This window comes from Maritalea mobilis, assembly GCF_004363175.1.
GTDB lineage: Bacteria > Pseudomonadota > Alphaproteobacteria > Rhizobiales > Devosiaceae > Maritalea > Maritalea mobilis.
Genome location: NZ_SNYR01000002.1, coordinates 541,494 through 565,667, shown reverse-complemented (window position 1 = coordinate 565,667; position 24,174 = coordinate 541,494). Strand labels below are relative to the sequence as shown.

22 protein-coding genes are annotated in these 24,174 nt (G+C 53.0%); 9 read left to right on the top strand and 13 right to left on the bottom strand.

Annotation, left to right across the window (positions count from 1 at the left end; genetic code table 11):
- Nucleotides 1–52 precede the first annotated feature (52 nt).
- The gene (locus ATL17_RS10575) at nt 53–1,990 is read right to left on the bottom strand and encodes a glycosyltransferase (protein WP_133572763.1); all 1,938 of its coding nucleotides are present in this window, start codon (nt 1,988–1,990) and stop codon (nt 53–55) included.
- A gap of 132 nt (nt 1,991–2,122) precedes the next feature.
- Here ATL17_RS10575 and ATL17_RS10570 point away from each other — a divergent pair, with 132 nt between their 5' ends.
- A complete protein-coding gene (locus tag ATL17_RS10570; protein ID WP_166639002.1) occupies nt 2,123–2,902 on the top strand; it encodes a transporter substrate-binding domain-containing protein in 780 nt (259 codons plus the stop codon).
- Here ATL17_RS10570 and ATL17_RS10565 read toward each other — a convergent pair.
- Both ATL17_RS10565 and ATL17_RS10560 read right to left on the bottom strand, forming a co-directional pair.
- Nucleotides 2,871–3,734 carry a sterol desaturase family protein gene (locus ATL17_RS10565; RefSeq protein WP_133572761.1) on the bottom strand — a complete coding sequence of 288 codons (864 nt, stop codon included), beginning with the start codon at nt 3,732–3,734 and terminating at the stop codon, nt 2,871–2,873. The genes ATL17_RS10570 and ATL17_RS10565 overlap by 32 nt on opposite strands.
- A gap of 138 nt (nt 3,735–3,872) precedes the next feature.
- Nucleotides 3,873–4,280, bottom strand: coding sequence for a tellurite resistance TerB family protein (locus tag ATL17_RS10560; RefSeq protein ID WP_133572760.1), 408 nt, complete (start codon nt 4,278–4,280; stop codon nt 3,873–3,875).
- A 224-nt stretch (nt 4,281–4,504) separates the two neighbouring features.
- On the opposite strand from ATL17_RS10560, the gene ATL17_RS10555 reads away from it, so the two are divergent.
- The gene (locus tag ATL17_RS10555; protein WP_133572759.1) at nt 4,505–6,112 is read left to right on the top strand and encodes a lysine--tRNA ligase; all 1,608 of its coding nucleotides are present in this window, start codon (nt 4,505–4,507) and stop codon (nt 6,110–6,112) included.
- 648 nt (nt 6,113–6,760) lie between these two features.
- Here ATL17_RS10555 and ATL17_RS10550 read toward each other — a convergent pair.
- Complete coding sequence (locus tag ATL17_RS10550; RefSeq protein WP_166639001.1) at nt 6,761–7,453, bottom strand: ankyrin repeat domain-containing protein; 693 nt, start codon at nt 7,451–7,453, stop codon at nt 6,761–6,763.
- A gap of 108 nt (nt 7,454–7,561) precedes the next feature.
- Between ATL17_RS10550 and ATL17_RS10545 the strand changes: the two genes are divergently transcribed.
- Complete coding sequence (locus ATL17_RS10545) at nt 7,562–8,311, top strand: LytTR family DNA-binding domain-containing protein (RefSeq protein ID WP_166639000.1); 750 nt, start codon at nt 7,562–7,564, stop codon at nt 8,309–8,311.
- A 2-nt stretch (nt 8,312–8,313) separates the two neighbouring features.
- Here ATL17_RS10545 and ATL17_RS10540 read toward each other — a convergent pair whose 3' ends face one another.
- The gene (locus ATL17_RS10540; RefSeq protein ID WP_133572756.1) at nt 8,314–8,949 is read right to left on the bottom strand and encodes a S24 family peptidase; all 636 of its coding nucleotides are present in this window, start codon (nt 8,947–8,949) and stop codon (nt 8,314–8,316) included.
- A gap of 169 nt (nt 8,950–9,118) precedes the next feature.
- Here ATL17_RS10540 and ATL17_RS10535 point away from each other — a divergent pair, with 169 nt between their 5' ends.
- Nucleotides 9,119–9,460 (top strand): DUF952 domain-containing protein, encoded by a 342-nt coding sequence (locus ATL17_RS10535; RefSeq protein WP_133572755.1) that lies wholly within the window; start codon nt 9,119–9,121, stop codon nt 9,458–9,460.
- Nucleotides 9,461–10,573 (top strand): quinone-dependent dihydroorotate dehydrogenase, encoded by a 1,113-nt coding sequence (locus ATL17_RS10530; protein WP_133572754.1) that lies wholly within the window; start codon nt 9,461–9,463, stop codon nt 10,571–10,573.
- Here ATL17_RS10530 and ATL17_RS10525 read toward each other — a convergent pair.
- The 3 genes from ATL17_RS10525 to ATL17_RS10515 form a co-directional block, all read right to left on the bottom strand.
- A complete protein-coding gene (locus ATL17_RS10525; protein WP_133572753.1) occupies nt 10,570–11,934 on the bottom strand; it encodes an MATE family efflux transporter in 1,365 nt (454 codons plus the stop codon). The two genes, ATL17_RS10530 and ATL17_RS10525, sit on opposite strands and share 4 nt — an antisense overlap.
- Nucleotides 11,935–11,973: 39 nt before the next feature.
- Nucleotides 11,974–12,747, bottom strand: coding sequence for an SDR family NAD(P)-dependent oxidoreductase (locus ATL17_RS10520; RefSeq protein ID WP_133572752.1), 774 nt, complete (start codon nt 12,745–12,747; stop codon nt 11,974–11,976).
- Between the two features lie 72 nt (nt 12,748–12,819).
- Nucleotides 12,820–13,107, bottom strand: coding sequence for a DUF6460 domain-containing protein (locus ATL17_RS10515; protein WP_133572751.1), 288 nt, complete (start codon nt 13,105–13,107; stop codon nt 12,820–12,822).
- A 63-nt stretch (nt 13,108–13,170) separates the two neighbouring features.
- Here ATL17_RS10515 and ATL17_RS10510 point away from each other — a divergent pair, with 63 nt between their 5' ends.
- Genes ATL17_RS10510 through pdeM form a run of 3 tightly spaced genes read left to right on the top strand, consistent with a single transcriptional unit; the run spans nt 13,171 to nt 16,864 of the window.
- Nucleotides 13,171–15,714, top strand: coding sequence for a ligase-associated DNA damage response DEXH box helicase (locus tag ATL17_RS10510; RefSeq protein WP_133572750.1), 2,544 nt, complete (start codon nt 13,171–13,173; stop codon nt 15,712–15,714).
- Nucleotides 15,711–16,163, top strand: coding sequence for a GNAT family N-acetyltransferase (locus ATL17_RS10505; protein WP_133572749.1), 453 nt, complete (start codon nt 15,711–15,713; stop codon nt 16,161–16,163). Before ATL17_RS10510 ends, ATL17_RS10505 begins: the two co-directional genes overlap by 4 nt.
- Nucleotides 16,160–16,864, top strand: a complete 705-nt coding sequence (gene pdeM, locus ATL17_RS10500) for a ligase-associated DNA damage response endonuclease PdeM (RefSeq protein WP_133572748.1) — start codon at nt 16,160–16,162, stop codon at nt 16,862–16,864. Before ATL17_RS10505 ends, pdeM begins: the two co-directional genes overlap by 4 nt.
- Here the strand turns inward: pdeM and ATL17_RS10495 are convergent.
- The 5 genes from ATL17_RS10495 to ATL17_RS10475 form a co-directional block, all read right to left on the bottom strand.
- Nucleotides 16,861–17,361: a GNAT family N-acetyltransferase gene (locus ATL17_RS10495; RefSeq protein WP_246028685.1), complete on the bottom strand. Its 501-nt coding sequence runs from the start codon at nt 17,359–17,361 to the stop codon at nt 16,861–16,863. The genes pdeM and ATL17_RS10495 overlap by 4 nt on opposite strands.
- The gene (locus ATL17_RS10490) at nt 17,301–17,759 is read right to left on the bottom strand and encodes a DUF3429 domain-containing protein (RefSeq protein WP_133572747.1); all 459 of its coding nucleotides are present in this window, start codon (nt 17,757–17,759) and stop codon (nt 17,301–17,303) included. Before ATL17_RS10490 ends, ATL17_RS10495 begins: the two co-directional genes overlap by 61 nt.
- A gap of 1 nt (nt 17,760) precedes the next feature.
- Complete coding sequence (locus ATL17_RS10485) at nt 17,761–18,519, bottom strand: TIGR02186 family protein (RefSeq protein ID WP_133572746.1); 759 nt, start codon at nt 18,517–18,519, stop codon at nt 17,761–17,763.
- Nucleotides 18,519–19,454: a sulfite exporter TauE/SafE family protein gene (locus ATL17_RS10480; protein ID WP_133572745.1), complete on the bottom strand. Its 936-nt coding sequence runs from the start codon at nt 19,452–19,454 to the stop codon at nt 18,519–18,521. The genes ATL17_RS10485 and ATL17_RS10480 overlap by 1 nt, the downstream gene beginning before the upstream one ends.
- Nucleotides 19,455–19,597: 143 nt before the next feature.
- The gene (locus ATL17_RS10475; RefSeq protein WP_133572744.1) at nt 19,598–23,401 is read right to left on the bottom strand and encodes a peptidoglycan-binding protein; all 3,804 of its coding nucleotides are present in this window, start codon (nt 23,399–23,401) and stop codon (nt 19,598–19,600) included.
- 270 nt (nt 23,402–23,671) lie between these two features.
- Between ATL17_RS10475 and ATL17_RS10470 the strand changes: the two genes are divergently transcribed.
- On the top strand, nt 23,672–24,103 hold the full coding sequence (locus ATL17_RS10470) for a MerR family transcriptional regulator (protein ID WP_133572743.1): 432 nt from the start codon (nt 23,672–23,674) through the stop codon (nt 24,101–24,103).
- The last annotated feature ends 71 nt before the right edge of the window (nt 24,104–24,174 follow it).

Genomic DNA, 24,174 nt, shown 5'->3' with positions numbered 1-24,174 from the left:
CTCTTTGCGCCATCAAATCCTTATTTTGTCCTATTGTTTTTCCAGCAAAAGATCAATCTGTGGTGGTGGCGCGGCGTTTAGCTTTGGCGACCCATTGGCGCTTAACGCGTCGCAATTGCACCAAAACGCGCTTGGTGCGGTTTTGCCGTTTCGCCCACAAATTGCGCTGCACGCGGGTTTTACCATGCGTGGTTTTTTCCCAACTGAAAGGATCAACGGCCAATTGCCAGGCCGCGCGCAAAGTGGCCACAGGTGTGAGGACCCAATATAAGGGCAGCAGCACCTGATAGACGATCAGCAAGGGCTTGCCAGTGCGGATAAGGCCTAAAATGCCGGAGATCAAGGCGCTACCATAGGTCATGGACAGCACAATAAAATAGGGCCACGCATGCGCTAAGCGCGCGGGCAGCTCCCCTTGATAATATAGCGCTTCCCCAGTGAATTTGATCAGAAAAATGCCATGCATAGGCGCGGCAAACACCATGCCGCCAATATAGAGATAGAAAAACAAGAAGTTGCGCCAGCCCAACTGCATTTGCAGCACGCGCAATTCACTGGAATGTACCATAAGTGTTTGCATCCAGCCTTTCATCCATCGTGTACGCTGCTTCACCCAAGGCCAAATATTGATCGGCGCTTCTTCTCGCGTGGCCGAAGGCAGCATGGCACAACGCATGCCTACGCGAGCAAGGCGCATGCCCAAATCCGCATCTTCAGTCACGTTAAAACTGTCCCACCCGCCAACATAGCGCAAGGAAGCGGTGCGGAAATGATTGGATGTGCCGCCAAGTGGAACCGGCATGTTCAAATCTGCAAGGGCAGGCATGATCAACGCAAATTGTGCCGCATATTCAGTGGCAAACAGCGCGGTAAGTGCATTCTCGCCGCTATTGTCGATCAGCAGCTCAGCTTGAAAACAATCAATATCTGGCCTTTGGGCAAATAAGGTTGCGGCAAGACGCAATTGATTGGGATGTGGAATATCCTCTGCATCGTAAACCACAACATGGTCGCCGCGCACCAACGGCAGCGCGAAGTTTATCGCTTTGGGCTTGGTGCGGGGCATGCCATCAGGCACTTCAACCAGTTCAAAGGGCAAATAGTCCAACTCTTGCTCAACTGCGGCGATCGTGTCTGGCGAGACGGATTCCACGACAAATTTTATGTCGAGTTTTTCGGGCGGATAATTGAGCGCCTTGAGTGCATCGGCCAATTGCGGCACCAACTGCGCCTCATCCCGCAAAGGGATCATGATGCTGTAAATCGGCAGGCACGCATCGCCCAACAATTTGGGACGACGGCCATGGCCGAGCATCAACCCATATAGCGAAGCGTAAAGCCGGAAACTGGCGGGGCTGACATAAAGTAGCGCCAAAAAGACGAACAGCAAAATTTCTAAAATCGGCGGGTCCCAAGCGGACAGAACCGCGACACCCAGCACCGCCGCCAAAAACATAAAACGCTTGACCCCGCCAAGCCCCAAATGGGCGCTGGCCCGCGGCCAGATGCGGGAAAGAGATTGCACTGCATGGCGATAAAGCGCCGGGCGTTGAACCTGCCGAACCGCCCTCTGTAACGCCTTTGGTGGCACGACACATATCTGTTGCGAAAGATGCGGCTGTTGCCGCAACTGATTTGCCAACTGGGCAAACTTGGCTAAGCCAGGCGACATGAACAACACTTCGCGATCCAACACGGTGGCGCGGATCATCTTTACGCCCGAAAGCCGCGCGACATTGTCCACTTGCGGCATGTGCAGGCGACTTGCGGGCACCACATTAAAAAAGGCCAATCCGATCAGATTGGCCAATTGTTCATAAAGCTGGGCTTCGGTAAGGTGAAAGCGCGCGGCGCACAGGGTGAGCGGTTCAATCTGCTGCTCGCGGGCATAACGAAGAAGCCGCTCAATCTCGGCTTGGCCGATTTGATAGGGAGATAAAATTTGCTGCAACAAATGGGCAGCGGAAATATCGCTCTCGAAACGAAACAATGTAAATCGCTATAAAAATTAAATAAAATAAGCTTAACTGTGGCAAATGGATGTACTTGAGTCAAAGAGTTTATGGATAAGTATTTGAAATTAGTTGTAAAATTGGCTCTCACTTCAACCTTGGGTTTTATTTTGACTGCATTCGCAGTGGCAGCAATGGCGCAGACTTTGCCCAATCATGTGGATGTGGATGCCCATGAAGATGTGTTTAACGCCAGCCAAGTGGGCGCGATCCGGTTTTTAACCACAACTGATTTTCCGCCGCTTAATTTTCGCAATGCGACTGGGGACTTAACTGGCTTTCATGTGGAGCTGGCCGAGGCGCTTTGCGCGGAAATTGATATTAAATGCACCATGCAGTCTTGGCCTTGGGAGCAATTGGCATCGGCGTTGGAAAACAATCAGGGTGACGCTGTGATCGCTGCGATGGCCGTTGCCCCGGAAACGGCAAAGCTGATGGATTTTTCACAAACTTATTTGAAGTTTCCTGCCCGCTTTGTTGGGCGGCAGGAAGGGCAATTGCGCTCTAGTGATCAGGTCAAAAACAAGGTGGCGGTGCGCAAAGGCTCCAGCCAAGCTGAGTTTTTGGCCAAGCATTTTAAAGCGCTTGAAATTGTTGAATATGACAATGAGTTTGAAGCGCTGGAAGCGGTAAAATTTGCCGATGTTGATCGCGCATTTGTTGATGGGATGCGGGCCTCATTTTGGCTGAATGAGAACCCTGACTGCTGTGCCTTTATTGATGGGCCTTACTTTTCAGCCGAATATTTTGGCGCTGGCCTAACCGTCGCGGTGAAAAGCGGAAACGATGCAACCCGCCGCGCCATCAATATTGGCCTGCGCCGTTTGCAAGAAAAAGGCAAATTCACTGAGCTTTACCTCAAGTGGTTTCCTGTGAATTTTTATGATTAGACGCTTGGTCCTTTTTGCGCGATTTCATTTTAAAGAACGGCAAAACAATCGACCATAAAAAGGTCTCTGGCCCTTCTTCTTGCGCGTCAGGTTGACCGATAATCATCTTATCATGGCCTAGTTCCGGCTCGACGCTGTAAACCCGAAACAGGCGATCCCAAATACTGAGCGCAAAGCCATAATTGGTGTCATGTTCGCGCCGCTCAATGGAGTGGTGAATGCGGTGCATATCCGGTGTGACGATGAACCAACGCAAAACATGGTCGAGCTTGGTGGGGATTTTAAAATTGGCGTGGTTGAAAAGGGCTGAGCCATTGACCACCGCTTCGAAAATCACCACCAAAACCGCGCTTGTGCCAAGCAACAACACCGCAGCCGATTTGATGAAAATGGAAAGAATGATCTCCAGCGGATGAAAGCGCACGGCGGAGCTGGCGTCTAAATCCTGATCAGTGTGATGCACCCGGTGAATGCGCCACAAAATCGGAATTTTGTGAGTGATGACATGCTGCCCCCAGATCACAAAATCAAGCACCAAAAACGCGATCAACCATTCCACCCAAACAGGCCAATCGAGCCAATGGAAAATGCCAATTTGATATTGCTGGGCGAATAAGGCGGTGATGACAGCGGTGACTGGCACCAGCAACACCACCAATGTAACCGCCAGATAATCAGAGAACAGGATGCCAAAATTGGTTGCCCAACGGCGTAGCCGCGTGTGCCGACGCTCGCGCCTTGGCCACACGGCCTCCAACGCGATCATGATCAGCAACACAATCACAAAAGCACCAAACCGCCATGCGCCTTCATTAAATCCAAGTTCAGGCATAAATTCTCCTTTGTTCGGATTGTTTTAGCATGGGCGTGCGCCACACAAAAAGCAAATGGCTGTGAACAGTATGTGAGCAATAAAAAACGCGCTCGATTGGCATCAAGCGCGTTTCAAAATAGGCGAGTGCGCTGAAGGCTACACGGTGCGGTGACGCGCGCGGGCGGCCATTTCAATGGCGGCGCTGGTCAATTTGTCCAAACCAAACTTCATGCGCAGCAAATCAAGCACGCGGCTCTCTTCCGGGCGGATTTGCAAATCAGCAGCGGCAATCTCCACAGCCAAGGCATAGGCAGTGTCGTTCAAATGTGATGGCAAATCATTGGTGATGCCGTCGATCACGCTCTGCAAATCGCCATCCGCATCCAACATTTTGGCGCAATCGGCTGCCACCAATGGCAAACTATCTTCCGAAAAATCTTCAAAAACCGGCAATTGACGCACAACGGACCCAATCCGCTTCAATTCTGAATCGTCCATCTTCCGGTCCGCTGCGGAGGTGACGACCATAATGTAAATCAGTGCTTCTTGTGGTGACAATGACATGAATAACCCTCTTTGCTTGCCCCAAAATCTGACTGAAAGTTAGGGCTCTGATGCGCCAATTACAAGCAAAAGACAGCAGCTTTATATAATTTCAAAAAATTCCATCCTATTGACGCCATCGGCGCAACGTGCGAAATGCCGCAGGCACGGGCTTTCGCGCAAGGTGAACGCGCAATGATGGCCTGGCCGTAAAAACAAAATTTAAACCGGAAAGGGACGCCAAAATGGCAAACACCCCCACACTTTTTGACGCTGATTTTTTTGACGCGGCACAAAATGCCCGCGCATGGCCTTTTGAAGAGGCAAAAAAGGTGCTCAAACGTGTGGAGAAATCCGGCAAGAAAGAAGTGATTTTTGAAACAGGCTACGGCCCATCGGGCTTGCCGCATATCGGCACGTTTGGCGAAGTTGTGCGCACATCCATGGTGCGCCATGCATTTCGGCTTTTGACCAAAGATGAAATTCCGTCAAAGATCATTTGCTTTTCTGATGATATGGACGGCTTCCGCAAGGTGCCAACTAACGTACCGAACCAAGAGCGCTTGGCAGAATATATTGGCAAGCCGCTGACCAAAGTGCCTGACCCGTTTTCAGATGAATATGAAAGTTTTGCCCATCACAACAATGCACGTTTGTGCAAGTTTTTGGACGATTTCGGCTTTGAATATGAATTTGCGAGCGCGACGGATTATTACACGTCCGGCCGTTTGGACGCGGCGCTTTTGCGTATGCTTGAAGTTTATGATGACGTAATGAAGGTAATTTTGCCAACGCTTGGTGAAGAGCGGCAAAAAACCTACTCGCCGTTTCTTCCTGTGTGTCCACGCACCGGCATTGTGTTGCAAGTGCCCATGATCGCCCGCGACGTGGAAAAAGGCACCGTGACCTATGTTGATCCGGAAACAAATGAGGAAGTGACCGTGCCTGTAACTGGCGGTGCGGTGAAGTGCCAATGGAAAGCCGACTGGGCGTTGCGCTGGTACGCATTGGGCGTGGACTATGAAATGTCCGGCAAGGATTTGATTGATAGCGTGAAGCTCTCCTCCCGCATCGTGCGGGCGATGGGCGGCACCCCGCCGGAAAGCTTGAGCTATGAATTGTTCTTGGATGATAAAGGGCAGAAAATCTCAAAATCGAAAGGCAATGGCCTGTCGATTGAAGATTGGCTGACCTATGCATCAGATGAAAGCTTGGCGTTGTTTATGTATCAAAAGCCAAAAACAGCCAAGAAACTGCATTTTGATGTGATCCCGAAGGCGGTGGATGAATATTACACCTTCTGCGAAAAGGCGGCTGAACAGTCACCTGCTGAAGTGTTGGAAAACCCTGCCGTGCACATTCACGCGGGCATGCCGCCTAAGCACGATATGCCGCTGAGCTTTGCCTTGTTGCTAAACTTGGTTTCGGCTGCAAATGCGTCAGATGCATCTGTGCTGTGGGGCTTCATCACCCGCTATGCACCAGAAGCGACACCGGAAACGCACCCGGAATTGGACCGGATGGTGGGCTATGCCATTCGTTACTTCAACGATTTTGTGAAGCCAACCAAACAGTTCCGTGCCCCAACCGATCAAGAACGCGCTGCCATGGAAAAATTGGCCGCACGTTTGGATGAAGTGGAAGACCAAAGTGATGCAGAAGCCATTCAAACCCTTGTGTTTGAAATCGGCAAAGAGTTCGAGTTCGAACCGTTGCGCAACTGGTTCAAAGCGCTTTATCAAGTGCTGCTGGGGCAAGATCAAGGGCCACGCTTCGGCTCTTTCATCGCCCTTTATGGCGTGGCAGAAACCAAGCAACTGATCGCCGAGGCACTGGACGGAAAATTCGTCTAGTTGAACTCTGCGTGGTCACCACAAACTTAACCTCTCCCCATCAAAAGGGGAGGGGATTTCTCTTTGCCTCGCTGATAGTTTTACAGCTCCGCACCATCTACCGCCGTCACCCCGGACTTGATCCGGGGTCCAAGCAGTATCGGCGAGGATAAATAACATTAATTGCATTGCTCAATGCTGCCGCTACATGGATTACCGGATCAAGTCCAGTAATGACGTGAGAGGGTGATGCTATGCCCTGCACGGTGCGAAATCGGGGCACCATCTGGCGGGGGTGCCGGGGAAGTGAGCGCAGCGAACGACGGCGGTAAGAAAAGTGGCGGGGGTGCCGGGGACGGACGCGCCAGCGTCCGGTGGCGGCATGTGAAAATGCCGGGAGGCGCCGAGGACGGACACGTCAATCTCCCCCGCGTCATTGCAAGACTTGATCTTGCAATCCAATTCACCTGTCCCCTTGGCACCTACAGAGAAAAGAAGCTGTCGGCTTGCGGTTTGGTACACGTGAAATGGATCCCAAGGTCAAGCCTTGGGATGACGGGAGGAGGTGGGTATAAGCTGTGTTTTATGCAGCAAGCGCACCGGCCGACAGCGGCGCGAGAAATACCCGCGCTCTGCGAGCAGAGCGCAGATTTTTGCGACGTTTATATTTTATTCTATGTCGCAAGGGTTAGAGCCACAAAACTCTGGATGATATTCCTTCAAGAGTGGTAGCGCGAAGCTTTCCCGCTCCCACTTCTTGGAGAATTGAAACGCATTCAACCCATCATTATTGAGAACGGCCGGGTCAACGCCATTTTCCAAGAGCGCCCGTACCACCTTTTCATTGCGTTGATAAATCGCCCCATGCAGGGACGGATCGCCCACCTTGTCTGGCGCATTCAAGTCGACTCCGGCGGTGATAAAGGCCAAGGCATGATCGGTGCGGTGGTTCATGATGGCCAACTGCAATGGCGTCATCACCCATTCACCGCTCTCAAACTCAGTTTCGGCACCGCTTTCAATCAGCAAGGCAATAAGGTCTGCAGCGTCGCGGCTGGACACAGCGGCCAGCGAAAGCGGACGATCTTCACTGCCGGGCCGTACAGGCTGGTTCACATCTGCGCCTGCGTCGATCAACAGTTTTGCGATTTCCGCGTCACCCTTATAGGCAGCCATGCCCAGCGCGGTGAAGGCGCCTTTTTTGAAATAGTTTGCGTCGGCACCCGCAGCCAGTTCGCTTTGCACCATCTCTGCATTTTGATCCTGCACCGCTTTATAAAGCGCGTCGTTGCCAAGGCTGATCTCAGCAGAAAGGCTGCAAAGGCTGATCGCGATGATGATTGATTTCCATTTATTGATCATGGAATTGAACTCTCCCAATTCGTTTAAAAACAAAGGGATTGAATTGGGGAGAAAGAAACGGTTCAATTCAGGATGCATGAGGGACCAATAAAAATTCGGCAACAACCAATGGCACTGCAACAGCTTTTTCAAAAGAGTGATTTTCTAGACGTGCGGCGGCTGCTGTTCTTCCTCGCCATCGCCGCCAGCTTGGCGATGACCGGGCCGTTTGGCACCTTCTATCTGCCTTTGCTCACCCGCGCGACCTATTGGACCTTGTGGCTTATGATGATCTGGGCACCGACCGTGCTGATCTTCGGCGCGGCACAGCGCGGCCCACTGACCACATGGATGCCAAGCTGGACGGTGAGCACAGGCGTATTCATCATCTCATGGCCGATTGTTGCCTTCTGCGCGGTATCCCTCGCGAGCCAGTTTTTTGCGGACTTTCCGCTCACACTGGGCAATGTGATCGCTGAGGCGAAAGTGCTGTGGCCAGTTCTTTTTGCACTGGTGTTGCTGCTGCATTTTACCCATCGCAAAGCCGAAGTGGTCGAGGCCGGGGAAGAGCAACCAATCGCCTTTTTAAAACGATTGCCCGCAAAACTGGGGCAAAAGCTGATTTCCATTTCAAGTGCCGACCATTATTTGCAGGTGAAAACCGAACAGGGCGAAACCCTGATTTTGCTGAGTTTAAAACAGGCAGAAGAAGAGCTGAACGCTTATCCCGGTTTGCGCGTGCATCGCGGCCATTGGGTGGCGCTGGATGCGGTGACGCAAAAAATCTGGCGCGATAGTCGGTTGTTTTTAGAGCTAAAAGATGGGGCGGAAGTGCCCGTTGGGCGTTCTTACAGATCGCAAGTTTTGGCGCAATTATAGCGCTATTGGCTGGCCCACAAAATACGGGCAATCCAATCCAAGTCTTTGGATTTGATGATGCGTGGCTCATGCTCTGGATTGATGGAATGCAGCTCCACCTGATTGGCAGTTTGCCGATGCAAAATCTTCGCCATCACTTCACCATCTTGCGTGCGCACCACCACCCGGTCGCCGCGGCGCACCTGTTCGGTGGGCGAAACGATGATCACATCGCCATCGCGATAGAGGGGCAGCATGCTGTCGCCGCTCACTTCCAACGCATAGGCATTTGCGTCCGGTCCAACGGGGAAATGCACTTCATCCCACCCTTGGCCAACCGGAAAGCCGCCACTGTCAAAAAAACCGCCAGCGCCTGCTTGTGCAAATCCCAATAATGGGATGGGATGTTCATGAATGTCAGGCTGGGTATAGACGCCACCGCCAGCCAGAAAACCATCCATATCCTCATTGGTCGCATCGAGAATTTTTGCTAAACTTTCGGTAGAAGGCCACCGTTCGCGTCCATCCTTGCTGGTGCGTTTAGACGGATTAAAGCTGGTTGGGTCCAAACCCGCAAGGCGCGCAAGCGCAGACACAGAGAGCCCTTTGCGCTCTGCCAAAGCGTCAATCGCGTTCCAAATATTGCGATGAGAAATCATGGTTGGACCCTGTCGTTACAGGAATAGATTCGCAAAAACGGATTAAAATCCTATCTCTTGGTAACTATTCTTGGTAAATTTGTAAAGTAAAAAGGCCTAACTTCGCTTGCACTTTCCGATGGAAAGGACTAAGCCTTTGGTGAATTAAACAATTTAGGGTTTAACACCCATGATCATTTATAAAGTCTGCCCCAATGCTGATTATCAGGCGGCCAAAGACACTGGCCTTTATGCGGGTATGCCGATTGATCATGAAGATGGCTATATGCATTTCTCCACTGCAGCACAATTGAGCGAAACCTTGGAAAAGCATTTTTCAGGGCAGTCAGATCTTGTGCTTCTTTATGTGGATGCAGAGCGCGTTGAAAATCATTTGAAGTGGGAACCTTCGCGCGGCGGCGATTTGTTTCCGCATCTCTATTCCGAATTAAATATAGCGCATGTGCTTAAAACCCACGCGCTCGAAACTGACGAGAACGGACAGTTTATTCTGCCCGACGATATACGATAAATGAAATCATACATCTCTAAATTGCTGAATAACCCGCTGGTTCAAAATCTAACGCGGGACGCTTTGCTGAAACTGGACCCAGAACAAGCCCACCGTACCACCATTAGTGCGCTGAAATTGGGCGCGGTGCCGGAACAGGAAGAGGCTGATCCAACCTGCCTGACCACCTCACTTGCAGGGCTGGAACTGAAAAACCCAATCGGCATGGCCGCCGGGTTTGATAAGAATGCAGAAGTGCCAAACCAATTGATTCAAATCGGGTTTGGCTTTGTGGAAGTGGGCACCATCACCCCGCGGCCGCAAGATGGCAATCCAAAGCCGCGCCTGTTCCGCTTGCCCGAACATATGGGCGTGATCAACCGCATGGGCTTCAACAATGAAGGCCATGAAGCTGCGTTTGAACGCCTGACGCGCAACAAGCAGCCCGGCACCACCATTGGCATCAATGTGGGCGCCAATAAAGATAGTGAAGATTTTGTGGCTGATTATGTGGAAGGCGTGAAGCGCTTTGCCCCGATCGCAGATTATCTAACCGCCAATATTTCATCCCCAAACACGCCAGGCCTGCGCAATTTGCAAAGCAAAGAAGCGCTAAAACGGCTTTTGACCGAAGTGCTTGCTGAGCGCAGCCGCGCTTCAGTTCGCGTGCCCGTATTTTTAAAACTTGCGCCCGATTTGAGCGAGACGGAAATGGACGAAATCACGTCTGTTATTGAAACGCTCGATCTTGATGGATTGATCATTTCCAACACCACCATCCGCCGCGATTTGGTAGAGGGTGCGGAAAATGCAGATGAAGCGGGCGGCCTGAGCGGCAAGCCATTGTTCAATTTCTCCACTCAGCGTCTGGCCCAGATGCGTCAACGCGTGGGCAAAGATATGCCGATCATCGGCGTGGGCGGCATTTATTCCGCCGAAACCGCTTTGGCCAAATTCGAAGCCGGGGCGGACGCGGTGCAGCTTTATTCTGCGCTGGTGTTTGGCGGCATGGAATTGATGACGAGCATCAAAAAAGGGCTGGTCAGCGAGATGATGCGCCATTCTTACAAGAGCGTTGCAGACATTTCTGGCACCAAAACCGACGATTGGGCCAGCGGCAAGATTGAAATCTAAGCCGCTGCCTGCTCGGGATGATCTTCCTCAAATAAGCTCGGCACGCGCCGCATCAACAGCCACAAAAAGATCACGCTGCGGGCGATGAAAAAGCCATGCAGCGCCAGCCATAGCCCATAAATGCCCCAAAGCGGCACTGCAATCGCCCAAATCGCGAAGAAGGCGACAGCGGACAACATCATACCATTGCGCATATCTTTGCCCATGGCCGCGCCAGCAAACACGCCATCCAACACAAAAGCCAGCACCCCAAACACAGGGGCGAGGGCTGCGAGCCACAAAAAGTCGCGTGCGGTTTGGCGCACCACGTCACTGGTGGACATAAAGTCAATGATCATAGGCCCGGTGAGGATGAAAATCACCGTCAAACAGCCCGACAAGATAAAGCCCCATAGGGACGACAGCTTGATGGCGCTGAAGAAAGCAGGCTTCCATCGCGCCCCAATCGCTTTGCCACACAATTGTTCTGACGCGGCGGCAAGCCCGTCTAAAAAGAATGCGGCGACCATCAAAAAGTGCAGCAAAATACCATTGGTGGCGAGAACCGCATCGCCTGCCTGCGCCCCTTCGCGGGCGAAGAACGAAAAGACCGCATTTATGGTGACCGAACGCAACAAAATATTGCTGCTCAAAGAGAGCATCTTTTTGATCTCGGCTTTGTCCAACAAATTGGCTTCATCCAAGCGCCGCGCCAACTGAGAAAAACCACCGAGCGTGTGAATGGCAACAAAGACGCCGATGGTCATAAAAATGACCGTGGCGGCAACCGTGCCCCATGCCACGCCAGCAATGCCCATATCAAACTGGAACACCAGCACATAAGACACGATGATGTTGGTGATATTCAAACCTGCCTGTAGCGCCAACGCGGTGATGGATTGACCGCGGCCCAAAAACCAGCCTGCCAACACAAAGTTCATAAGCGCGAAGGGCGCAGCAAAAAGCCGGATGAAGAAATATTGGTCAAAGGCCGCATTCACCGCGTCGCTGGCACCATAAACCACTTTGGCGAACTGGGCGAGAGGACCGCCGAGCAGCAAGATCAATAGTCCCGCCGCCAACCCGATCACCAAACCTCGCGCCAATTGCGCTGTTTGCTTTGCCTCATCACGCGCGCCGAAGGCTTGGGCAGTGAGACCCGTGACCGACATGCGCAAAAAGTAGAAAAAGGCGAACATAAAGTCGAAAACCAACCCACCCAGCAGCAAGCCGCCCAGCAAATCCACTTCGCCCAAGCGCCCCACAATTGTGGTGTCGGCAATGCCGAGCAAAGGCTCGGTAACGAACGCAAGGGCCGTGGGCAAAGCGATGTACCACACATCTTTGTGCCGCACATCAAACGGGTAGGTTTTGGCTGTCATGTCAGACGCTTTCAAGGCGCGCCGAAGGGCGCAAGGGAACTAGCCGCGCGTGATGGTGGGCGCGCTTGGTGTTTGGGCAATCGGCATCACTTCAACGCAGTTGATGTTCACATGGGCAGGGCGCGTGGCGAGAAACCAAACAATCTCCGCAATATCTTGCGGCACCAAGGGCAGAACATCTTCATAAAGCTTTTCATTGGCTTCTTCGCTGCCTGTGCGCACCAAGGTGAATTCTGACTTGGCCATGCCCGGCTCTAGGCTGGTGACGCGAATATCACCGCCTGCAAGATCACTGCGCAAATTATAAGAGAATTGATGGGTGAATGCTTTTGTGGCGCCATAAACATTGCCGCCGGGGTAAGCAAAGCTGCCCGCGATGGAGCCAACATTGACAATGCTTGCGCCTTTACCAGCTTTTTTCAGGTGCGGCAGCAAGTTCAAAGTCACGTCCAACACGCCCATAATGTTGGTGTCAATCATGGTGCGCCATTGCTCGCGCGATACGTTGGGAACCGGGTCTACACCAAGTGCCAAACCGCCATTATTGAACAAGCAATCCACAGTGCTGTGGCTTTCAGGCAGGGCATTAATACCCGATTTGATGGATGCCTCGTCAGTCAGATCCATCTGAACGATGTGAACTTGCCCTTCAGGAAATTCGCTTTGGAGATCCTTCAACCGCTCTTCGCGCCGACCTGTAGCTACGATCTTCCAACCATTTTGCGCAAACAACCGCGCGGTTGCCGCGCCAAAGCCAGAAGTTGCGCCAGTGATGAAAATGGTTCTTGCGTCAGAAAAATCGTGGTGCGCCATCGTAAACGACTCCGAAAAGTGGTGGGACCACTTTTCTAACAGTGTTTATTTTTGGCTGTAAAGCGTTCTGACCTACTTAAAGGACTTGAGAATGCGAATAAGAATCCAAAGTGGGAAAACAACCGCCGCACCATATCCAAACCAAATGGCAACAGTGCCGATGGTGGAGCCAAAATCAGAGAAGATCGAGCCAACCCAGCGGCCAAATCCGCCAAAAATATCACCCGGGGTGAGGCCGGATTGATACATGACAAAGCCAACCAACAAAGAAGCGAGGACCAGCTTGATAAACTGTTTGCCGTTCGATCTGTTGCGATCTCTCCGATCATCAGCATCATATGTGTGATCATGTTCAGGCATTTTTGTCCCCTTTGTCGAATTTAAGCTGGCGCGATGGCGTCTCATTTGTGAAATATAAGCACGATGGCGAAAACAACAAGAAATCAATCTGATTCTTTTGCGGCCGCTCCGGATTTGTTTTCGCAAAGCTGGGGGCTGCCACCCATTGTGCGCGACTGGTTTTTAAGCCGAAACTGGGCACCACGCGCCCATCAGCTTGATATGTTAGAGGCCGACCGAGCCGGGAAATCGGCACTTTTGATTGCGCCCACCGGGGCGGGGAAAACCCTGTCCGGCTTTTTGCCCAGCATTTGCGATTTGGCCGAAACGCCTCATGAAGGTCTGCACACGCTTTATATTTCGCCGCTCAAAGCCTTGGCGGTGGATGTGGCTCGTAACCTGATCAATCCGATTGAAGAGATGGGGCTGCACGCGCGCGTAGAAACCCGCACGGGCGACACCCCATCCTCGCGCCGTCAACGCCAGCGCTTCGACCCGCCACATATTTTGATGACCACGCCAGAGCAATTGGCGCTGATGCTGTCGCATCAAGAAGCGCCAAAATTATTCGGCAACATCAAACGCGTGGTGTTGGATGAACTCCACGCGCTGGCCTTGTCCAAACGCGGTGACCTGCTGGCGCTCGGTTTGGCGCGACTGGGCACGCTCTGCCCTGATCTGAAAGTCTCGGCCCTGTCGGCCACCGTGGCGCACCCGGAAATGTTGCGCGATTGGATTGCTGCCCCGTGCCCGCAACGCGAGGTGGCGATGGTCACCCACCAAGGCGGGGCAAAACCGCAATTGTCTATTTTGGCCAGTGATGATCGCGTGCCTTGGGCGGGCCATTCGGCGCAATATGCGGTGCCGGATTTACTGAACATCATCAAGGATAATGGCACCAGCCTATTGTTTGTGAACACCCGCTCACAGGCGGAATTGCTGTTCCAATCCCTATGGGAATTGAATGAGGACTCGCTGCCCATCGCCCTGCATCATGGCTCGCTGGATGTCGAACAACGCCGCAAGGTGGAGGCGGCGATGGTCGCGGGCAAATTGCGGGCGGTGGTGTGTACGTCCACCCTCGATCTGGGTATCGATTGGGGCGACGTGGATTTGGTGATGCAAATCGGTGCACCCAAAGGCTCGTCACGTCTGCTGCAACGCATCGGCCGCGCCAACCACCGTTTGGACGAACCTTCGCGCGCCATTCTGGTGCCCGCAAACCGTTTTGAAGTGCTGGAATGCGAGGCGGCGGTGGAGGCTGCAGAGGAGGGCGCACAGGACAGTGAAGACCCACAGCCTGGCGGGCTGGACGTGCTGGCACAGCATATTCTGGGCATGGCTTGCAGCGATCCGCTTGATGCGGATGCGCAATATGAAGAAACATTACGCGCATGGCCCTATCGCGAGCTTAGTCGTGATCTGTTTGATCGTGTGATCGAGTTTGTGGCGACAGGTGGCTATGCCCTCAAAGCCTATGAGCGCTACGCACGCTTGCGCAAAACCGCCGATGGCACATGGCGTATTTCCCACCCGAAAGTGGCGCAGCAATATCGGCTGAATGTAGGCACCATTGTGGAAGAGCCGATGCTTAAAGTACGGTTGGTGCGCTCCAAAGCCCATAAGCGCGGCGCGACCACGGGGCCGATTGGCCGGGGCGGGCGCGTTCTGGGCGAGATGGAGGAATATTTCCTCAGCCAATTGATGCCCGGCGATACCTTTCTGTTCGGTGGCGAAATGGTGGCGTTCGAAGCCATTCGCGATAATGAAGCCTATGTGTCGCGCTCTTATAACAATAACCCGAAAATCCCGTCCTATATGGGCGGCAAATTTCCGCTCTCGACCTATTTGGCAGAGCGGGTGCGGGCAACCTTGGCGGACCCCACAAGCTGGAAAGTGCTGCCCGATCAGGTGCGCGAATGGCTGAGCCTTCAGCGCGACGTGTCGCTGCTGCCGGGCAAGGAAAGCCTGTTGGTGGAAACTTTTCCCAAGGCCGATAAATATTTCATGATCTGCTACCCCTTTGAAGGGCGGCTGGCTCACCAGACTTTGGGCATGTTGTTGACCAGACGGTTGGAGCGTGACCGCGCCAAACCGCTCGGCTTTGTCGCCTCCGAATATGCGCTGGCAATTTGGTGCGCTACCGACATTGGCCATCAATTTAAATCTGGACGCTTGAGCCTTGATGAACTTTTTTCTGAGGATATGCTGGGGGATGATCTGGAAGATTGGCTGGATGAATCCAGCCTGATGCGCCGCACCTTCCGCAATTGCGCCATTATTTCCGGGCTGATTGAGCGCCGCCATCCGGGCAAGGAAAAGACCGGGCGGCAAATGACCATGTCGTCTGACCTGATTTACAATGTGCTCTATGAGCATGAGCCTGACCATATTCTAATGCAGGCCACGCGGCGCGATGCCGCGCGCGGCTTGTTGGATATTGAGCGGCTTGGCCATTGTTTAAAGCGGATCAAACGGCATATTATTCATCAAAAGCTGGACCGAATCTCTCCGCTGGCGGTGCCGGTGATGCTGGAAATTGGCAAGGAGCCAATCTTTGGTGAAGGGCGCGAAAGCGTGTTGGTGGAAGCGGCAGAAGAATTGATGCGCGAGGCAACAGGACAATGAGCAAAGCTGAAATCCGCGAAATGCGGCCTGAAGAACAAGACCATTGGGCACGCATGCGCGCCGAACTCTTCCGCATCTCCTTCGATGAGGCGAAAGAAGAAACAGCAGCCTTTATGGCGGGTGAGCATCTGACCCTCAAAATTGTATTTGTTGGTGTCGTCGATGGCGACGTCTGTGCGTTCCTAGAGATCAGCGAACGCATCTATGCGGATGGCTGTTATGATGGGCCCGTGGCCTATATGGAAGGCTGGTTCGTAGGTGATAAGGCCCGCGGCATGGGCGTTGGCAAAGCACTGGTCGACGCGGCAATCGCTTGGGCAAAATCCAAAAACTATCCGCATTTGGCATCTGATGCTGAACTGACCAATATTGATGGCCATCGCGCCCACGAAGCCGTGGGCTTTGAAGAAGTGGACCGCGTGGTGCAATATCGGATGGCGTTGAAATGACCAGCGCTGCAGTGCGGCAAAAACAAGAACCAGTGATGTTGAGTTTTGGCGGGCAAGACTTTGTGCCGCTGCTCTCTGGCGCACTATATTGGCCGAGCCAAAATGCGCTGTTGGTGGCGGATTTGCATTTGGAGAAAATGTCGTCCTTCGCCAAATCACGCCAGTTTCTGCCGCCTTACGACACAAAGGCCACGCTGGCCAAGCTAGAGCGTGACTTGACCCAAACAGGCGCAAGCCGCGTCTTCTCACTGGGCGATAGTTTCCATCGGGATGAAGGCACCACCACCTTGCTGCCGCACGACCGTGAGTTGGTCACCAGCTTCGTGGCGCATTATGATTGGATTTGGATTGCTGGCAATCACGACCCAAGCGCCCATGATTTGGGCGGCCATTGCTGCGATGAATTGTTTATGGATGGCCTGACCTTGTCACACGAGCCAGACGCTAGGTTCGCGCCGCAAATTGCAGGCCATCTGCACCCCGGCGCACGCATCCGCATCAATGGACGCTCCACCAAACGCCCATGCTTTGTGTTTGATGAAGCGCGGCTGATCATGCCGTCTTACGGCGTTTCCACGGGCAACCTCAATGTGTTGAACCCGGCGTTCAAGCCTGTGATCAATAAAGATGAAATGCGGATATTCGCGATTGGCCGCGATCAGATTTATCCGGTGAGCGCGAAATATCTGGTCAAAGGCTAGAGCCGTTTCTGAAAACCAGTTTTATCCTGTGTTAGCCCCGCTTCAAGATAAAAATCGAGCGTACCCTGTGTTGTGCTGCCCGTGAGCAACATCACCTTATAGCAGCCCGCTTTCTCCGCCCGCGCAAACGCATCATGCAGCACGCGCTTGCCCAATCCCATGCGGCGATATTGCTTGTGGGTGACCACATTTTCAATCAGTGCCATAGGGCGATTGCCGCGGGTAAGGTTTGGCAAAATAAACAGCGTGCAGCTCGCAACAATAAGACCGTCCATCTCAGCAACGATGATTTGGCGATCTGGATCGTCCAGCAGCTTTGCGAGGTCTTGCTCAAATTGGGCAGGGCTCACCGCTGGATCATCTGGGTTGAGATGGGTGTAAATATCCTGAAGGGCAATGGCATCGCGAATGGTCGCCAGCCGAATGGCACATCCCATCATTGGCCGACAAGCAACCGTGCGATCAGGATCAACACCAAGGTGACGCATACAAGCCATGTCATCACAAGACGTAACCGAGCATAGGCGGGTGGCACCCGGCCACGAATGCCGGACCAAACGTCCCAAAGCCCATGAATCCCAAAGCCAACTGTGAGGATGAGCAAGCCGATGGTGAGCGGCAGCAAGAGGGTAATAAACCCGGCCACAGATCCGAAAATACCCACAATATAAGTGAGATCGCTGCCCGCGCCGCCTTGCAGGCGAATGCCCCAGCGCACGCCGCCCAAAAAGGACAGGATCAACGCGCCATAGCCGAGCAAGGCCCGTTCAAAAACAACGGGATCAACAGGCGAAAGCCCGGGAAAGATAACAATGAGAAAGCCCATGGCAAAGGGCACCCAGCCTGCCAAGGCAGCCAACGAAACAGTGCGTGACCAAAATATGGGAAGAGACATATTATCTCCTAAATACAACCCCACTCAACCAACCGGTGAATATGGCTAGGATGACGCAAACCACGCCATAAAGCAAAGAATATTCTTTAGCGCTGTTCGCAACGAACCGCTCAAATCCGACCGTACGCACAGTGAAGCGCTGCGGGGCATTGTCGATCAACTGCCCTTCTTGAAACACATATGTGTTTGCCAAATAGGTGCCGTTGGGCACATGAGCGGGTAACGCAATACGGGCCGAGAAAAATGTGTCCGATAGGAACTGAACCCCGTGCTCGTCTAACGAGTAAAGCCCACGCTTTTTCATCAGGCGAATAAGCTCTTGCGCAAATGGATCGGTGTTCTGTGTGCGACGCACAGGGCGAATGTGCGGGGCGCTGTCGAAAGCCAACCCAGCAACGCTGAGCACACCGGGATCAGCGATCTTTTCAAGCGGGGCGCTAGACACCAAGGCGAAGTAAGACGGAAAGCCTTCATAGGCTTCCTGCTCGCCATTGAGCCAAATGCCATATTGCCGGGTTTTCTTGCGCGCCACATAGGTGCCAGATGGCCCCTTGATAGAGATCACAATATTATAATTGTTGGTCACCTGTTCGGCCGAGCCGCCCACATCTGGCTCGATGGTGCCAAAAATGGTGATCGTGTCGCCCGCAAAGTTCGAGCTGATGGACACCACTGGCTCAGATGTCGACATCACCAACCGTTGCGCAGAAGCTTCAATCGTGACTGCAGCAAGCGTGAGAAGGGCAAGAAGCAACCGCATTAGCCGCCTCCCACACTGGTCATCACCGCCACAGAAAAAGGATCGCTTGGGGTGAGCAACAATGACAAAGCAAAGCGCAGCGCAACGGCCAAAACGATAATGGCCAGCAATGCCCGCAACTGATCACCACGCAAATATTGACCAGCGGAAACGCCAAATTGGGCGCCAATCACAGAACCAGTCATCAGCGTGAAGGCCAAAACAATGTCTACAGTCTGCGAGTTCACCGCATGCAAAATCGTGGTAGCCGCCATGATGGCCAACACTTGCAACAACGAGGTGCCAATAACGATAGAGCCGGGGACGCGTAGCAAATAAATCAGCGCAGGCACCAAAATAAAGCCGCCGCCAATGCCAAGCAAAGAGCCGAGAAAACCAATGCCGCCGCCAATCAGGATCACCGGGAAAATCGACACATAAAGGTTCGAGCGCTTAAAGCGTACGCGCATGGGCAGGCCATGCACCCAAGTGTGTTTGCCGGGAAGTTTGGTTGGGGGCGGGTTGCCTTGCTGACGATGTTTGATGATGGACCGCACAGCTTCCACCAGCATCAAGCTGCCGATTGAACCCAAAAAGATCAAATATCCCAGAGAGATAACAAGGTCGAGCTGACCAGCGCTACGCAATTGCCCAAAGGTCCACACGCCGCCAAATGCGCCGCAAACACCAGAGACAATCAGAAAAAGCGCGAGCTTTAAATCAATGCCGCCACGCCGCCAATAGGATAGGGCACCCGATGTGGAGGCCGCTACAACTTGGCCAGTGACCGAGGCCACAGCAACAGGGGCAGGAATGCCCGAAAAGATCAACATCGGGGTGAGCAAAAAGCCGCCGCCTACGCCGAATAAGCCCGATAAAAAGCCCACAGCTCCCCCCAAACCAACCAGCATAAACAGGTTGAGCGAGAGTTCAGCAATGGGCAAATAAAGCTGCACGAGACCGCGATCCTATAATTCCATGCGCACCCTGATCGGCGCAATCATGTGCGCACGGTTTAGGCCGGGCCACAATAGGCTGTCAATTGGTGAGAACCAAGATTTGGTTCGAATTTTCTAATCGCGAGCCGTTTCGCGCAAAATTATATCGGTTGGCTGCTCAAAATGGCCATCAAACGCGGATTGATTTCGCCACTTTCATTCATGCCCAGCGCACGTTCAAAGCCACGAATTGCATCTTGTGTTTTCGGCCCCATCACGCCATCAGGCTGGCCGACTGAAAAGCCGAGTTTAAGCAACGCAGTTTGCACGCCCAAAACAACTTCTTTTTTGTCGATAGCCGGGCCTGGATCAAACTCAGGGTCCCATGTGCCGATTGGCGCATAGTTGGAGCCCAAAGCAACCTCTTCAGATTTCCAATTGGAAATGCGGTCTTTGAGTTCCTGCATCTGCGCAGCATCAATAGAGCGGGCCACATCATCACGGGCGCCCTTCGCATCCTGATCACCTTGCAAGGCTGCAAGGGCAAACCAGAAGTAAGACTGGTTCAAATCCTGCTCAACACCAAGGCCACGGGCATAAAGCATGCCCAAATTAAACTGGCTATCCACCACGCCCTGATCTGCAGCGCGTTTAAACCAAACGGCAGCCTTATCAAAATTTTGCTCGCTCTCATTTGCTGATGCAAACAGCGCAGCCAAATTATGCATGGCCATCCGGTTGCCGTTTTCTGCAGAGCGCTTGTACCACTCTTTGGCTTGCGCAATATCTTGCTTCACGCCAATACCATGTTCAAACGCGGCGGCAAGGCGGTATTGCGCAGGGGCATAACCCGCGGCGGCGGCTTGCTCAAACCATTTGGTGGCAGCTTGAGAATCCTTCGGCACAGCCTGGCCTTCCATCAGGATCGCGCCCATTTCGAATTGTGCGCGCACATCGCCCGCAGCCGCAGCCATGCGCAAGCCTTCCGGCCCCACATCGCCCACCAATTCTTGCAAATCGATCTGTTCTGGCGCAGGTGAAATGGAGGCGGTGGTCAAATCTTGATCCACATTCTCCGCATGGGGCGGCACCAAGCCAACGTCTTGATCTGCCAATGCATTTTGATCGGTCAGCGCGGCCAAATCACCCACTTCAACGGGCGCGGTTTGCGTCATATCGATCTGGCGCGGCGAAGGCAAATCTTCCAAAGCAGACAGGTCAGCTTCCGCTGGCTCCATAATTGCTGGCGCATCGCCAGTAGCTTGAGCAGAATTGCTGCCTGAATTCTGGTTCATCAAATTGGCGGTCATGGCAACAATTGCCACAATGGATGCGCCCAGCAAAATCGGCTGACGATGACGGCTCAAAAAGCTCTCTTTGGCCTCATCTTCATCTTCTTCGCCATCGTGAAGATCGCGATGGTCTGGCTGGCCATCCAACGAGATTTGATGCTCATCATCAAAAGAGCTCTTTGGCGGATCAATTTGCTCAACGTCTGGTGCGTCTTGCTTTTTCTTTTTGCTGCCAAAGGGCATCATGAACCGCTTGCGACGCTCTTCGGCCGCTTCGTCCATTTCCGCCGCTTCATCTTCAATGGTGGCGCTTGCAGCGTGCAGATGGTTTTCACCCGCATTCAGCTTGCTTTCAGATGCATCATCTTCTTCGGGCTTGTTTTCTTTGCCTGCTTTGATGCGTGCAAAGGCGCGGCCCAAAAGGCTTGTGGTTTGCTCTGGCGAGTCATTCTTGGCTACAGCTGCGCTGCGTGCGGCGGCAATAAAGCTCTGCCGGGCGTGGTGCAATGTATCGTCTTGCGCTTGGCCTTCATACATCTGCTCATCAGCTGCATTTGGTTCTGGTGCATTAAACCCATGCGGCGCAGGGGCTGGTGCATCATCTAAATCAGAGAGCGAACGTGGCCCTTCGCCAAAATCACCGCCATCACTGCCAAATGATGAGCGTGGCTGTGGCACCTCTTCAACTTGCTCTTCAGATGGAGCGTCATCTTGCAGATCATCAAGCTCTGGCGCGGATGCTTCAATCGGCAGCGGATTGGCCGCAGGCGCAGCTGCACCTGTATCCAGTCCCGCTTTGGCAAACTCATCATCCTGATCTTGCTCAGGTGCTGATGGGGAAGATCCAAGATCAGCAAAGCCAAGCCCAACAGGTTCCTCTGGTGCGGCTTCAGGCTCGCCGAACCCCATTGCTTCGTCAAACGACGGAACAGGGGCAGCAGACTCTTCAGCCTCATATGGTGCTGGGGCAGGCGCAGCCATGGTCGCCATTGGCGCTGGCGCATCATCCTGGTCTTTATCATCGTCCCAAGCAGCAAAATGATCTGGTGCTGCGGCGCGCGGCGCAGCGTCAAAACCACCCATTGCCGCTGGTGCAGCGGCAGCAGGCGCAGCTTGCAAGCGCTCATCAAGTGCTTCCAATTGAGCTGCCAAACGCGCTTCAATGGCTTTCAGCCCATCAAGGTCCAAGCTTGCAGCTTGTGGCGCCATAGATTGGTCGCTGGCAGAGCGCAAAGTTTTAATCGCATCTACAATGCGATCTTCCATGCCTTTCAAGCTCTGATAAAAATTGTCAGCAGGCGCATCATTATTTTGCTGTACGCGATCAATGGATTCAATGGCGCTGTTCAAGCGCTCTTCCATTGCGCTCAGCGCACCAAGCACATCATCATTATTCTGGTCGGCTTGTGGCGCGCCACCTTCAAAGCGCACTGCGTCCAAGCTGGAAATCGCATCATTCAAGCGCTGTTCAATGGCATGCAGTTCGCTCAAATCCGGCTGCGCCATTTCTGGTGCGCCTTGGGCGAAATTTTCCTGCAATCCATCCAAGCGAGATTCAATGGAGTCAAAACGCGGTTCAAGCGCACCAGTAACTTCCGAGCGCACGCCCTGCATTTCGCGGCGAATATGATCGGTTACGCGCGTTGAGTGCTGGTCATCAAGCGTTGAGATACGGTCGCCAATTTGCTGCAATTGCGCGTAAATCTCTGGCAGCTTTTGCGCCATGGACTCTTCTTGCAAATGGCCAACAGCGCTGGCAATGCTCGCCACAGAGCGGGCGATTGTATCGAGTTCTTTTGACGGTGCGCTGGTGGTGCGCTCCAAAGCGTCCAACCGCTCATAAAGATTGTGAATACCATTTTCCAACCCATCCAGATTCAAATCCGGGGTCTTGCTGCTTTCACGAAACTCTTCGATTTGCGCCATTTGCTTGATTTGAATTTCAGCCAAGCGTTCAGTGGACTTCATCAATTGATCAAGTCGATGGCCCATATCTTTAAGCGCGGGATCGCTGTGGCGATCTATCAGGTCGCCCAGCGCACCAATGCGCTGCTCAATTTGGTTGAAATTGGCGCTGAACTGTTCAGGATCATGCTGCAAATTCTGGTTTGCCAAATCCCGTACGCTGCGGTGCAACCCTTCCATGCCCTGCATGATCTCGCGCACATAAGCTGGCGTTTCCTGCCGTTGGGCAACTGCGGGTTGCGCTGGGGCCGAACGTGGTGCTGGCGCATTATCCTGGCTGCTGGCAGGGCGCAATTGACCTTGGCGGGCACGAATTTGCGCAACGGCCCGGTCCAACCGAGACCCAACTGGGTCATTATCATCTTGTCTCATAGAGTGACGCTGTGCTGATTGCTTGCGGTCCATGCGTGCCACGGCAGTTTGCACCTGACGCAATGCATCTTGCCGGCGCGGATCCTGTCCGCCCAAATCCTCATTCATCTGGTCGTGCTGCATAAAATGGCGCGCACCATCGTCGGTGCCATAGCGGCGCACAGGCTCATATTGATGTTGGCGAATATCTTGCTTGTGCTCAAACTCGGCAATTTGCCCGTGGACCTGATCCAGCAATCCTTCAAGTTCACCTTTTAAGGCATCCCACTCACTCGACCCATTTGAGCCTTGTGTGTAGGAGGGGGTATTTTGCGTAGGGAACCGACGGTTTGGCATCTTCTATCCATATCGCGTACAGGCAAATCAGCACGCATGTTTGAGTTCTCGAACACCCATACCTTTTAACAACCTTGGTAAAGAAGCTGTTAATTTGCGCCAATATTCGCTGCAAATTGGGAAAATTTACTGAAAATCAGTAGATTTTTTTGACTTTTGAGATGCCAACGCACAAGTGTTTGTTAAGATTTGCCCGTCATGCCATAAGAAGATGACAAACCGTTTCATCGCCCAGTGAGGGGCGGTGGTCAACCAAATAGGCCGAGCATTATGTCGACCCCAACGCGCGAAAAACCAAACGACACCCACAATCTGGCGGGCTATGTTTACACCATTGGTGATTTGGCAGATTTTTTTGGCCTCACCCATCGCGCGCTGCGTTTTTATGAAGATAAGGGCATGCTCAAGCCAAAGCGGGTAGGGCAGAAGCGCCTATATTCCAAGAAAGACCGCACCAAATTGCGCCTGATTTTGAACGGCAAGCAGATCGGCATGACCATCCGCGAAATTCAAGACTTTCTGGAAAGCTATGAATTGCGTGACGGCAATGAGCGGCAAATGCGCGAAGCGCTCAACAAAATCCGCTCGCAACGCCTGTTGCTGAAACAGCGGCGCGAGTCCATTGAAATGAGCTTGGCGGAGCTGGAACGGGTTGAGCAAATTATTGCTGGTATGGTGGATGCTGGCCTCACCGATGATTAAGCATTTAATGACAGAACAATGACAAGCTGGTCAAAAGGCGACTTGTTTGCCAATAAAATGTCAGTTAAACC